10 protein-coding genes are annotated in these 12,575 nt (G+C 60.7%); 3 read left to right on the plus strand and 7 right to left on the minus strand.

Annotation, left to right across the window (positions count from 1 at the left end; translation table 11 throughout):
• Window positions 1–11: 11 nt before the first annotated feature.
• Complete coding sequence (gbcB, locus tag ACLBW8_RS07495; protein ID WP_064454451.1) at window positions 12–1,112, minus strand: glycine-betaine demethylase subunit GbcB; 1,101 nt, start codon at window positions 1,110–1,112, stop codon at window positions 12–14.
• Window positions 1,113–1,394: 282 nt separating this feature from the next.
• Here gbcB and gbcA point away from each other — a divergent pair, with 282 nt between their 5' ends.
• A complete protein-coding gene (gene gbcA, locus ACLBW8_RS07500) occupies window positions 1,395–2,690 on the plus strand; it encodes a glycine-betaine demethylase subunit GbcA (RefSeq protein WP_262666428.1) in 1,296 nt (431 codons plus the stop codon).
• 845 nt (window positions 2,691–3,535) lie between these two features.
• Here gbcA and etfB read toward each other — a convergent pair.
• The 6 genes from etfB to ACLBW8_RS07530 all read right to left on the minus strand — a co-directional run bounded on the left by etfB (window position 3,536) and on the right by ACLBW8_RS07530 (window position 11,448).
• Window positions 3,536–4,306, minus strand: coding sequence for an electron transfer flavoprotein subunit beta (etfB, locus tag ACLBW8_RS07505; protein ID WP_447805070.1), 771 nt, complete (start codon window positions 4,304–4,306; stop codon window positions 3,536–3,538).
• A 10-nt stretch (window positions 4,307–4,316) separates the two neighbouring features.
• Complete coding sequence (gene etfA / locus ACLBW8_RS07510) at window positions 4,317–5,537, minus strand: electron transfer flavoprotein subunit alpha (RefSeq protein ID WP_447805071.1); 1,221 nt, start codon at window positions 5,535–5,537, stop codon at window positions 4,317–4,319.
• Window positions 5,537–7,480, minus strand: coding sequence for a dimethylglycine demethylation protein DgcB (gene dgcB, locus ACLBW8_RS07515; RefSeq protein ID WP_447805072.1), 1,944 nt, complete (start codon window positions 7,478–7,480; stop codon window positions 5,537–5,539). The genes etfA and dgcB overlap by 1 nt, the downstream gene beginning before the upstream one ends.
• Before the next feature lie 170 nt (window positions 7,481–7,650).
• The gene (dgcA, locus tag ACLBW8_RS07520) at window positions 7,651–9,711 is read right to left on the minus strand and encodes a dimethylglycine demethylation protein DgcA (RefSeq protein ID WP_064454456.1); all 2,061 of its coding nucleotides are present in this window, start codon (window positions 9,709–9,711) and stop codon (window positions 7,651–7,653) included.
• Window positions 9,712–9,726: 15 nt separating this feature from the next.
• Window positions 9,727–10,257 (minus strand): DUF5943 domain-containing protein, encoded by a 531-nt coding sequence (locus ACLBW8_RS07525; RefSeq protein ID WP_003194877.1) that lies wholly within the window; start codon window positions 10,255–10,257, stop codon window positions 9,727–9,729.
• A 213-nt stretch (window positions 10,258–10,470) separates the two neighbouring features.
• Window positions 10,471–11,448, minus strand: coding sequence for a dipeptidase (locus tag ACLBW8_RS07530; protein WP_064454458.1), 978 nt, complete (start codon window positions 11,446–11,448; stop codon window positions 10,471–10,473).
• 219 nt (window positions 11,449–11,667) lie between these two features.
• Between ACLBW8_RS07530 and ACLBW8_RS07535 the strand changes: the two genes are divergently transcribed.
• Together ACLBW8_RS07535 and ACLBW8_RS07540 are read left to right on the plus strand one after the other, a co-directional pair.
• Window positions 11,668–12,069 (plus strand): lysozyme inhibitor LprI family protein, encoded by a 402-nt coding sequence (locus ACLBW8_RS07535; RefSeq protein WP_064454459.1) that lies wholly within the window; start codon window positions 11,668–11,670, stop codon window positions 12,067–12,069.
• 40 nt (window positions 12,070–12,109) lie between these two features.
• The gene (locus ACLBW8_RS07540) at window positions 12,110–12,526 is read left to right on the plus strand and encodes a DUF3010 family protein (RefSeq protein ID WP_447805073.1); all 417 of its coding nucleotides are present in this window, start codon (window positions 12,110–12,112) and stop codon (window positions 12,524–12,526) included.
• The last annotated feature ends 49 nt before the right edge of the window (window positions 12,527–12,575 follow it).

Consider the following 12,575-nt stretch of genomic DNA (forward strand, 5'->3'; position numbering starts at 1 on the left):
CGCGCGGCTAATTAGAACTCAATACGCACATCGCCCTTCGGCACGCTGCAGCACGACAAAATGTAGCCTTCGGCTTCGTCTTCCTCGGTAATCCCGCCGTTGTGGTCCATCTCGACCTCACCGCCCAGCTTCATCACCTTGCACGTCCCGCAGATGCCCATGCCGCAAGCCTTTGGAATCAGCAGGCCAAGTTTGGCCGCAGCGGCGTGGACGGTTTCGCCCGGCGCCACACGAATGCTTTTGCCTGAGGCAATGAACTCCACCTGGTGCAGATCCGCCAAGTCGACTTCCGGTGCATCGGCAGCCTGTTCGGCTTGTTCCACTGCGTCGGCACGGGCTTCCGGCGGCGTGGCACCAAAGGACTCCTCGTGATAACGCGCCATGTCAAAGCCCGCCGCTTCCAGCAAGCGTTTCACCGCACTCATGTACGGCGTAGGGCCGCAGCAGAAGACTTCGCGCTCCAGGAAGTCCGGCACCATCAACTCAAGCATTTTGTGGTTCAGGTAGCCGCGATAACCGGCCCAGGGTTCGCCCAGGCCGTGCTTTTCGCAGATCAGGTGCAGGCTGAAGTTGTCGATCCGCGACGCCATGTGCTCCAGCTCGCGGTGGTAGATGATGTCTTTGGGCGAGCGGGCACTGTGAACAAAGGTCATGTCGACATTGGCGTTGGTGTCGTAGAACCAACGGGCCATGGACATCACCGGCGTGATGCCGACGCCACCGCTGAGGTACAACACTTTCGGGCTCGGGAAGTCGATGGCATTGAACAGCCCAACCGGCCCGTGCACCGCCAACTCCTGGCCTTCATGCAGCGTGTCGTGCAACCAGTTGGAGACACGCCCGCCCGGCACGCGCTTGATTGTCACCGAGAAGCTGTAAGGCACCGACGGTGAACTGGAAATGGTGTAGGAGCGCATGATCGGCTGGCCTTCGATTTCCAGCTCCAGGGTGACGAATTGCCCAGGCTTGAAGAAGAACAGAATCGGCTGGTCGGCCATGAAGCAGAACGTGCGCACGTCCCAGGTTTCCTGGATGACTTTGACGCAACGGACGATGTGCCGACCATTGGCCCAGGTCTGGGTCGTTACCGGATTCAGGAAGTTGTTGGACATGCTGTTCTCCACCGCCGATATTCGGCCTTATGGTGGCGATTCTGCGTAACGCGAGAACCACCCATTTACCTATCTGCGACATTCACATACTTATCGCGACCAGCCCCCATACCACGGGGCTTGCGCGTCGGGATCAGAGTGGGCCATGTCGCTCATGGATAAGGTTCTGGTATTCACCGGCCCCACACTCGCTCCCAACAAAGACGCTTTCTTTACGCCTTGCACTGCACTAACCGTAGCCACTTTCGCCGGCCACACAGAATGGCCATGAGGACACACACGATGGACGTCACCGCAACCTTAAGCTTGGGCGATCCGCTGGAACCCGCACGCAAGGCCACCGCGCAAATGCTGCAAGAGCGTGAGCGCACCTTTTCGCTGCCGCAGCCGTTTTACTCTGATGAGCGGTTGTTTGATATCGACATGCAGGAGATCTTCCAGAAAGAGTGGTTGATCGCCGGCATGACCTGCGAGATCCCCACCAAGGGCAACTACCTGACCCTGCAAGTGGGCAAGAACCCAATCATCGTGATCCGTGGCGCCGAAGGCGTGGTGCATGCGTTCCACAACGTGTGCCGCCACCGTGGCTCGCGCTTGTGCACCAGCGAAAAAGGCAAGGTCGCCAAACTGGTCTGCCACTACCACCAGTGGACCTACGAGCTGGACGGCCGTCTGTTGTTCGCCGGTACCGAGATGGGCGCCGACTTCGACATGAAGCAGTACGGCCTCAAACCGGTGAACGTGAAGACCGCCGGCGGCTATATCTTCATCAGCCTGGCAGAGAATCCACCGGCTATTGATGACTTCCTGTCGACGCTGAACCATTACATGGAACCGTACGACATGGAGAACACCAAGGTGGCGATTACCACCACCTTGTTTGAAAAAGCCAACTGGAAGCTGGTGCTGGAAAACAACCGCGAGTGCTACCACTGCAACGCGTCGCACCCGGAACTGCTGAAAACCCTGCTGGAATGGGACGACGTTACCGACCCGCGCGCCGACCAGGCCTTCAAGGACCACGTCGCCGCTTCGGCCGCTGCCTGGGACGCCGAGAAAATCCCTTACGCCCACGCCAGTTTCGGCCTGCGTAACCGTATCGTGCGCATGCCGCTGCTCAAGGGCACCGTGTCGATGACCCTCGACGGCAAGCAAGGCTGCAAGAAGTTGATGGGCCGCATCAAGAACCCGGACCTGGGCTCGATGCGCATCCTGCACCTGCCGCATTCGTGGAACCACTGCATGGGCGACCACATCATCGTGTTCACCGTGTGGCCGATCAGCGCCCAGGAAACCATGGTCACCACCAAGTGGATCGTGCACAAGGACGCCGTGGAAGGCGTGGACTACGACGTTGACCGCATGCGCCAGGTCTGGGACGCCACCAACGATCAGGACCGTCGCCTGGCCGAAGAGAACCAGCGTGGGATCAACTCCACCGCTTACCAACCAGGGCCGTACTCCAAGACGTATGAGTTCGGCGTGGTGAACTTTGTGGATTGGTACAGCGAGCGGTTGCTGAGCAACCTGGGGGCTGCGCCGGCGCCATACCTCAAGGGCGTGGCCGTACACGAATAACGGCTACACCACAGATCAAAATGTGGGAGCGGGCTTGCTCGCGAATGCAGTGGATCAGCCAGCATATCTGGCGACTGACACACCGCCTTCGCGAGCAAGCCCGCTCCCACATCAGGTCTTCACACTGCTCAAGAATTGATCAATTCCCTCGCAACCCTTTACCGCCCTGCCCTCCAGCCTTTGCCCAACAACTTATCCACAAAGCCACCCACAGCAATTGTGGGCAAGTGCGCTTCCCACCTGTAAATAAATGAAGAAAATCCGTGACTTATTCAAGTAGGCCGGTTTAAACCCCACCTGATCATTTATTGATCAAATCTTTGAAAGCCACGAATGACGTGCCCTGTAGCAGTGCGCGAACACCTTATCCACAGAAGCACCAACAGACTTTGGGGGCAACTTTGCCGGCACTGTGGAAAACCACGTCAAACCTTCATAAAACGGGGGTTTCAGGGTTTTAATTCACCAAACAGGCCGGATTGATCAATTATTGATCAGACCAGTAAAAGCCTTAATCTACGTGGCCTGTAGCCGATAGCGAACATCTTATCCACAGAAGCGCCAACAGACTTTGGGGGCAAGTCGGTACCGGCGAATAGAGTTATTCATGGGAAAACCCCAGGAAAAACCGCTGGTTAGCCTGGTTGTTTTTCATACAGCGGGCTGCAGGGCTTGATATACCGGGGGCGTGGACAGCCGCGAACAGGTTATCCACAGGTGGGTCAACAGGGATTGTGGGTAATCCTACTTTCTGTGGGAGTCGGGTTTGCCCGCGATAGAAGCGCCGCGGTCTATCAGTTAGACCGCGGTGATGCCATCGCAGGCAAGCCAGCTCCCACAGGGAATCAGCGCACCACGCCTTCTTCTATGAGTAACTTGAGGATGGCGTCTGCGCCCGCTTCAGGGCTAAGCCCCTTGAGGACTTGCCCACCGCCGCCGCTGGCTTTGGCCGTGGCAGCCTTCATGCGGTCCGCGCCGCTTTTGGCCTTGATCACCTTGAGGCGCTTGGGCCGTGGCTTGGCGGGTTGCAACACCGCGCCTGTGAATAACTCGTCTTGCTCAATTTCGACCTCATGGGCCGCCAGCTCCCCGCGTTGTGCAGGCCCGTAGGCGCTTTGCCGTGGTTTGGGCGCGGCGTTATCCACCGTGGCCAGAAACGGCAGACGCACTTTCAAACGCCGCCGTTGACCGCGCGGCAAAGCTTGCAGCACATGGGCCACGCCGCCGTCGATGGACTCCACCTGCGCCAGCCCGACAATCAACGGCCAGCCCAATTGCTCGGCCAGCAGGAACGGCAACATGCCCGAGCCCTCGCCGGTTTCGGCCTGGGTGCCGGTGAGCACCACCTGGGCGCCTGCGTCGCGCAAATACTCACTGAGCACCGGCAACGCATCAGCGCCTGCCGGCTGTTCCAACACGTGCAACTGCGGCAAGCCCATGCCCAGGTAGCTGCGCAAGGTCGGTTCGTGGAGGCTGCCGGCGTGCAGCACCTGCAACTTATCCCCAGCCATTTGCAGGCCCAGCTCGACGGCACGTGCGTCTTGCTCGGCACGGCGCGGGCGACCGGACGTGGGGTGGGCGCCGATGGAAACCAGGCTGATTACATTCGTCGTCATGGTCATGTCCCTAAGCTGCATCGCGCTTGGCGCCGTTGCGGTAAACCTGCACCGCATCGATCAAGGCTTGCAGAATCGCGGCGCTTTCGCCGATCACCGACAGGTCGGCACGCTTGATCATGTCGCAGCCAGGATCCAGGTTGATCGCCACCACCTTGTCGCAGGCACCGATGCCTTGCAGGTGCTGGATCGCCCCGGAAATCCCCACGGCCACATACACCCGCGCCGTGACCCAGGTGCCGCTGGCGCCGACCTGGCGATCACGCGCCATAAAGCCGTCGTCCACCGCCACCCGCGAGGCGCCTTCGGTCGCACCGAGGGCGGCTGCAGTCTGGTGGAACAGTGCCCAGTCCTTCACGCCGTTACCGCCAGAGAAAATAAACTCCGCTTCGGCCATGGGAATCGCCGCCGGGTCGACTGCCACGGCGCCGAGATCTTCGATCCGCGACAAGCTGCGCGCAAGGGGTGTGGATAACTCGACGGGCAACACTTCATGGCGCGTGTCGCTGACCGGGTCGGCACATTCGACTGCGGCCAGAATCAAGCGTGGCAACGGGCGAGCCATATCCTCCTGGCCCGCACCGGCACGGCCGATGCACTCCTCACCTTTGATTTGCCAAACCCGCGTGGCCGGGCGTTCCTTGAGGCTCGCAGCAAAACGCCGGCCCAACTCGCCGCCGCCACTGCGACTGTCCGGCAGCAACCAATGGCGCGGGTTGAACTGGTTATCCACAGCCCGCAGGCCCTGGACGCGTTGCTCCGGTGAATAACCGTCGAATGCGTGGCCTTCGAGCACCAGCAGGCGATCAACGCCCGCCGTCGCAAAGGCATTCTCCTTGTGTTCGCCGAACACCACCGCCAGCACGGCGCCGTCGCTGCCGGCGAGTTGCCGGGCCAGGCCGAGCACGTCGCGGTCGTGGCTGCTCAGGCGGCCGCCGACCATGTCCGGCACCACGTTGATGTAGAACGCGGGCGCCGGCACCTGATGCAGCGGCAATTGCACCTCCACCGCCGCCGTACGCTTCGCCGCGCCGCCCTGTTGGGCGCCGCTGCGGTCAATACGCTTGAGGCCGTTGGGGCCGATAAAACCGATGCCATGCAGGTTTTTGCGGATGACACCGTTAGGCCCCATCCAACTGTGTTGCAGCGGCTGCATCGCCGCATGCAAGGGGTGCAGGCGGTTACGGGCGATCCATTCGGCCCGTGGATCGCGGCGGATAATGTCGCTCATCAATGCACCTCCGCAGGTTCACGCTTGATAGGGGCTTTCACCGGGGCGGCGTCTTCGAGCAAGGCGTCAGCGACCAGTTCGGCGATGTCCTTGATCAATGGGCGCGGCTCGACGACGCCTTCGAGCATCGCCGTGCATTGCGGGCAGCCCACGGCCACCAGCTCGGCGCCGGTTTCGCGGATGTCTTCCATACGCATATCCGGGATACGTTGCTTGCCGGGGATATCGGTGATGGGCGCACCACCGCCACCGCCACAGCAGCGCGAGCGGAAACCGGAGCGTTGCATTTCCTTGACCTCGATACCCAGCGCCCGCAGCACTTGGCGCGGCGCCTCGTATTCGCCGTTGTAGCGGCCGAGGTAGCACGGGTCGTGATAGGTCACGCTACTGCCCTTGTGCTGACCCAGGTTCAGCGCACCCTCGCCGATCAGCTCGGCCATGAACGTGCTGTGGTGCTGCACGAGGTAGTTGCCGTTGAAGGCGCCGTATTCGTTTTTCAGCACATGGAAACTGTGCGGGTCGCAGGTGACGATGCGCTTGAAGCTGTACTTGGCCAGGGTCTGGATATTGCGCGCAGCCAGCAGCTGGAACGTGGCTTCGTCCCCCAGACGCCGCGCCACATCACCGCTGTCGCGCTCCTCCAGGCCCAGCACCGCAAAGTCGACGCTGGCCGCTTTCAGCACCTTGACGAAGGCGCGCAAGGTGCGCTGATTGCGCATGTCGAAGGCACCGTCGCCCACCCAGAACAACACCTCGGTGCTGCCTTTTTCGCTGAGCAGCGGCAGGTTCAAATCCGCCGCCCAGTTCAGTCGACCGCCGGGGGCGAAGCCGCCGGGGTTGTCGGTGGCGATCAGGTTCTCGAGGACTTCGGCGCCCTTGTTCGGCGTGGCACCTTTTTCCAGGGTGAGATGGCGGCGCATGTCGACGATGGCGTCCACGTGCTCGATCATCATTGGGCACTCTTCCACACAGGCACGGCAGGTGGTGCACGACCACAGGGTGTCGGCGTCCACCAGACCGTTGACGATTGGCTGGTGCGGGTTGCCGCTGTGTTCGCCAATCGGCTTGCCTGGATACGGGCTACCGGCAAAGTTGGCATCGGTGCCGCCGGCCAGGCCAACCACCATGTCCTGGATCAGCTTCTTCGGGTTCAATGGCTGGCCGGCCGCAAAGGCCGGGCACGCGGCTTCACACTTGCCGCACTGCACGCAGGCGTCGAAACCAAGCAGTTGGTTCCAGGTGAAATCCTTGGGTTTTTCCACGCCCAGTGGCGCGGTTTTATCGCTCAAGTCCAGCGGTTTCAAACCGGTGGAGCGGCCGCCACCAAAGCGCTCGGCGCGGCGGTGCCAGGCCAGGTGCAGGGCACCGGCGAAGGCATGCTTCATCGGGCCGCCCCAGGTCATGCCGAAGAACATCTCGGACACGCCCCACAACACGCCGACACCGAGCAGTGCGGCGAGCAGCCAGCCGCCAAAGTCAGCCGGCAGAACCCCGGCCACCGGCAAGGTCACCAGGAAGAAGCTCACCGAGAACGCCATCAGGCTTTTCGGCAGGCGCATCCACGGGCCTTTCGACAGGCGTGACGGCGGGTTACGCCGGCGCAGATAGACGAACGTGGCGCCGACAAACATCAGCACCGAGGCGAGCAGCAAGGCGTAGCCGAGGATGCGGTTATGCAGGCCGAAGCCGTGGACCAGAATCGCCAACAGCGCCGACAGCACAAAGCCCAGGGCCGTGGCGACATGGGTGTTGGCGATGTATTTGTCGCGGGCGACGACGTGGTGCAGGTCGACCATGTAGCGCTTGGGCATGGCCAGCAGGCCGCCGAGCAAGTCGACCCTGGAGGCGCGGCCCCGGCGCCACATGTTCACCCGGCGCAATGCGCCGAGGACGGCAAGGCCCAGGGCGGCAAACAAGAGAATAGGCAGCAAGGTGTTCAACATGGTGAAGCTCCCAAAGACCACACAGGTCTACTGTGAAACCGGACCTTAATGTGGGAGGGGGCTTGCTCCCGATGGCGGACTGTCAGTTCCTGTATCTGTCGCTGACCCACCGCTATCGGGAGCAAGCCCCCTCCCACACTTGACCGAGTACACAGTGGCTCAGTGTCGGGTCAGAAATCCTTGCAAAGGCGCAGGGCGTCATAGATGGCGGCGTGGGTATTGCGCTGGGCCACACAATCACCGATGCGGAACAGCAAGTACCCGTCACCCGTTTCGCTCAGGCACGGCTGCGGCTTGATCGCGAACAGGGCTTCGATGTCCATCTGGCCCTTGTTGCGCGAACCTTCCTTGAGCCCGTAATAGATTTCTTCATCCGGGCGCACGCCGTTCTCGACGACCACCTGATCGACAACCCGCTCTTCTTTGGCGCCGGTGTATTCGTTCTCCAGCACCGCCACCAGCTTGTCGCCTTCGCGGTAGACCTTTTCCAGCATCATGTCGCCGGTCATGATCACTTCCTTGGGGTACATGCTGCGGTAGTACGTCGGGAACGACGTACCGCCAATGGCCACGCCCGGTTTGATATCGTCAGTGACGATCTCGACCTGGCTGCCTTTGTCCGCCAGGAAGTCCGCCACCGACATGCCGGTGAATTCGCAAATGGTGTCGTACACCAGCACGTTCTTGCCCGGCGCGACTTTGCCGTCGAGCACGTCCCAACTGCTGACCACCAGGCCTTCGGCCGCGCCCCAGTGTTCGTTCTGCTCCAGGAACGGATGACCGCCCACCGCCAGCACGACCACGTCCGGACGCAGGTCCAGGATGGTCGCCGCGTCCGCCGCCACGCCCAGGCGCAGGTCGACGTTCAGGCGCGCCAGCTCCAGCTGGAACCAGCGGGTGATGCCGGCAATCTGATCACGCTGCGGCGCTTTGGACGCGGTGGTGATTTGCCCACCGATAAAGTCTTTCTTCTCGAAGAGGGTTACATCGTGGCCACGCTCGGCGGCAACGCGCGCCGCTTCCATCCCGGCCGGGCCGGCCCCCACCACCACGACTTTGCGTTTGGGCCCGGTGGATTTCTCGATGATGTGCGGCACGCCCATGTATTCACGGGACGTCGCGGCGTTCTGGATGCACAACACGTCCAACCCCTGGTACTGGCGGTCGATGCAGTAGTTGGCGCCGACGCACTGCTTGATCTGGTCGATCTGGCCCATCTTGATCTTGGCGATCAGGTGCGGGTCGGCGATGTGGGCACGGGTCATGCCGACCATGTCTACATAGCCGCCTTCCAGAATGCGCGTGGCCTGGTTCGGGTCCTTGATGTTCTGCGCGTGCAGCACCGGGGCCTTGACCACTTCCTTGATACCGGCGGCCAAGTGCAAAAACGGCTCCGGTGGATAACTCATGTTCGGGATCACGTTGGCCAGGGTGTTGTGGGTGTCGCAACCTGAACCCACGACGCCGATAAAATCGAGCATGCCGGTGTCGTCGTAATACTTGGCGATCTGTTTCATGTCCTCGTGGGACAAGCCGTCCGGATGGAACTCATCGCCGCACAGGCGGATGCCCACACAGAAATCCGGGCCGACTTCCTTGCGTACCGCCTTCAAGACTTCCAGGCCGAAACGCATGCGGTTTTCAAAGCTGCCGCCCCATTCGTCGGTGCGCTTGTTGACTCGTGGGCTCCAGAACTGGTCGATCATGTGCTGGTGCACCGCCGATAGCTCCACGCCGTCCAGGCCACCGGCTTTCGCCCGCGCCGCAGCCGTGGCGTAGTTGCCGATCACGCGCCAGATTTCTTCCGGCTCGATGGTCTTGCAGGTGGCGCGGTGCACCGGCTCGCGGATGCCCGATGGCGACAGCAGGGTCGGCCAGTGTTCGCCGTCCCAACGCGAGCGGCGGCCCATGTGGGTAATCTGGATCATGATCTTGGCGCCATGCTTGTGCATGGCATCGGCCAGGTTCTGAAAGTGCGGGATGATCCGGTCGTCGGCCAGGTTCACCGATTTCCACCAGCCTTGCGGGCTGTCGATGGCCACGCTGGAAGAACCGCCGCAGATGGCCAGGCCGATCCCGCCCTTGGCTTTCTCTTCGTAATACTTCACATAGCGGTCGGTGGTCATGCCGCCGTCGGTGGCATACACCTCGGCGTGGGCGGTACTGAGCACGCGGTTGCGGATGGTCAGTTTGCCGATCTGGATCGGCGCAAACATTGCTTCGAAAGCCATGGCAGGGTCCTCGACTTACAACGGCTTGACGGTGAACAGCCCGTCGTCGTGGCCTTCTTCGGAGCCACCGTAGACTTGTTCGGCCACCGTGCGGATGTTGCTGCCGCGCGCTTGCAGAATCTGGTCCATGGCGCCGGCAAACCACCCGGTGAACATGTAGTCGACCTTGCGCCCGACCTTGCCGTACACATAGACGAATGCCGAGTGTTCGAGCTTGACGCTGGCGGTGCCTTTGTCGAGGTCGATGTCCTGGATCTTGAACAGGCCCCAGCCGCGTTGCGACAGGCGTTTCATGTAGTGCTCGAACACCGCAACGCCTTCCAGGCCGTGGCATTCAGCTTCTTTTTCACACCAGTGCCAGGCGGATTTGTAGCCGGCCTTGTAGAGGATTTCGGCATAGGCGTCCGCGCCCAGCACTTCTTCGATACCCATGTGGTTGTTGACGAAGAAATGGCGCGGCACGTACAGCATCGGCAGGGCATCGGAGGTCCAGACACCGGTTTCGCTGTCGACTTCGATTGGCAATTGCGGGGCGATCTTGGCCATGGAAACTTAACTCCAAACAATTCGGTTTCAGTGCTTAGCAAAGCTTTTGCTTTGCTCTTATAAACAAGCCGTGTGAATGACTTTGGAGCCGTAGCGAGCACGTCGAGAGCAAGGAAGGACCGGAGCGACAAGCGAGACAGTACGGTACGTACGGCGAGTTTGGCGCGAGGACCTGACGCAGCTATCGGCGAGCGGAGTAGGCTCCAGAGTTATTCACTCGCCCCAGACGTCTTTCAAGACATTGACCCAGTTCTCGCCCATGATCTTGCGCACCACGCGCTCACTGTGGCCGCGCTTGAGCAGGGTCTCGGTGAGGTTGGGGAACTCGCCCACGGTGCGGATGCCCAGCGGGTTGATGATCTTGCCGAAGCTGGTCAGGCGGCGGGCATAACCCTTGTCGTGGGTCAGCATTTCGAAGAAATCCTGGCCATGGCCCTGGGTGAAGTCGGTGCCGATGCCGATGGCGTCTTCGCCAACGATGTTCATGGTGTATTCAATGGCTTCGGCGTAGTCGTCGATGGTCGAATCAATGCCCTTGGCCAGGAACGGCGCGAACATGGTCACGCCGACAAAACCGCCGTGGTCGGCAATGAACTTCAGCTCTTCATCGGACTTGTTGCGCGGGTGCTCTTTGAGGCCCGACGGCAGGCAGTGGGAGTAGCACACCGGTTTTTTCGATTCGAGGATGACTTCTTCGGAAGTCTTGGAGCCGACGTGGGACAGGTCGCACATGATGCCGACGCGGTTCATTTCGGCAACGATCTCACGGCCGAAACCCGACAGGCCGCCGTCGCGCTCGTAGCAGCCAGTGCCGACGAGGTTCTGGGTGTTGTAGCACATTTGCACCACACCCACGCCAAGCTGCTTGAAGATCTCGACGTAGCCCAGTTGGTCTTCAAATGCATGGGCGTTCTGGAAGCCGAAGATGATGCCGGTCTTGCCCAGTTCCTTGGCTTTGCGGATGTCGGCGGTGGTTTTCACCGGGATCACCAGGTCGCTGTTCTCACGGATCAGGGTCTGGCTGGCCACAATGTTATTGATCGTGGCCTGGAACCCTTCCCACACCGACACGGTGCAGTTGGCGGCGGTCAGGCCACCTTTGCGCATGTCCTCGAACAGGTCGCGGTTCCACTTGGCAATGATCAGCCCGTCGATAACGATGCTGTCGGCGTGCAATTCGGCTGGGCTCATCAGGCGTCCCCTTATTGGCGATTCATGCGCCGAATCGTCTGCCGGCGCTTTGGGGCCAGCATATGCCCAGGGGCAACCTGAGCCGGGTGCAAAAACGACAGGGGAATTGCCGAAAGCGTCAATCAACGACAAAGGCCTACATGACATCTCTGACTGGTAGCTGTTCTTTGTCCCACGCTTGAGCCAGAATTTGCTTCATCACCTATATGAGACGGCGCAATGAAATCGATTTTCCTGGCTTTGGCACTCATCGCAACCGGCGTCCATGCGGCCGAAGACACCGACAACACGCCGTGCGATGGCATCGAAAACGACAAGCAAACCCTGGAATGCGCGACTTTCAACAAAACCACCGCCGAGCAATTGCTCAAGGATAACTACCAAGGCCTGCTGGAACGCATGGGTTCGACCTATGGCAGCAACAAGTCACAACTGGCCGACATTACCGCTCGTCTGAAGGATGCCCAGCAGAAGTGGGAAAAATTGCGTGATGCCGATTGCGCCGTGGACACCTTCCCGGCGGTGAACGGCAGCAAGGACTACGCGATTCAGCAGAATGACTGCCTGGCGCGGATGAGTGATGAGCGGTCGGAGTTTTTGGAGTCGATCGGGCAGGAATAAGCGACAATCCTGCCACTTTTCCTCTGGACCAAGGCCACTCATGACTATTTGCGGCATCGAAATCAAAGGCAGCGAAGCCATCATCGCCGTCGCCTCCCTGGACAACCAGGCGCTGACCCACGTCGCCCTGGCTACCAAAAAAATCGCCCTTGAAGACGATGATGAAGCCGCCAACGTCAAAGCCTTCGCCGCCCAGGTGAAGGCGTTTGTGCAGGCAAACGCCATCACCCGCATCGCGATCAAGAAGCGCAGCAAGAAAGGCGAGTTCGCCGGCGGCCCGACTACCTTCAAGATTGAAGGGGTGTTTCAGCTGTTGGATGGGGTTGAGGTGACGTTGCTGTCACCACAGACCATTAATGCGCAGAACAAGAAACACAACTTTGATCTGCCGGCCTCGCTGAACAAGTATCAGCATGAGGCCTACAAGGCGGCGTGTTCGGCCTTGGTAAAGAAATAAGCCACACCGAAGATCAATGTGGGAGCTGGCTTGCCTGCGATGGCATCAA

This window comes from Pseudomonas sp. M5A4_2d, from assembly GCF_053345295.1.

Coding starts and splice junctions, on each gene's coding strand:
- dgcB (WP_447805072.1), bottom strand. CDS start 7,480: ATGTTGAACACCTTGCTGCCTATTCTCTTGTTTGCCGCCCTGGGCCTT.
- ACLBW8_RS07525 (WP_003194877.1), bottom strand. CDS start 10,257: ATGGCCAAGATCGCCCCGCAATTGCCAATCGAAGTCGACAGCGAAACC.
- ACLBW8_RS07535 (WP_064454459.1), top strand. CDS start 11,668: ATGAAATCGATTTTCCTGGCTTTGGCACTCATCGCAACCGGCGTCCAT.
- dgcA (WP_064454456.1), bottom strand. CDS start 9,711: ATGGCTTTCGAAGCAATGTTTGCGCCGATCCAGATCGGCAAACTGACC.
- ACLBW8_RS07530 (WP_064454458.1), bottom strand. CDS start 11,448: ATGAGCCCAGCCGAATTGCACGCCGACAGCATCGTTATCGACGGGCTG.
- gbcB (WP_064454451.1), bottom strand. CDS start 1,112: ATGTCCAACAACTTCCTGAATCCGGTAACGACCCAGACCTGGGCCAAT.
- ACLBW8_RS07540 (WP_447805073.1), top strand. CDS start 12,110: ATGACTATTTGCGGCATCGAAATCAAAGGCAGCGAAGCCATCATCGCC.
- etfB (WP_447805070.1), bottom strand. CDS start 4,306: ATGACGACGAATGTAATCAGCCTGGTTTCCATCGGCGCCCACCCCACG.
- etfA (WP_447805071.1), bottom strand. CDS start 5,537: ATGAGCGACATTATCCGCCGCGATCCACGGGCCGAATGGATCGCCCGT.
- gbcA (WP_262666428.1), top strand. CDS start 1,395: ATGGACGTCACCGCAACCTTAAGCTTGGGCGATCCGCTGGAACCCGCA.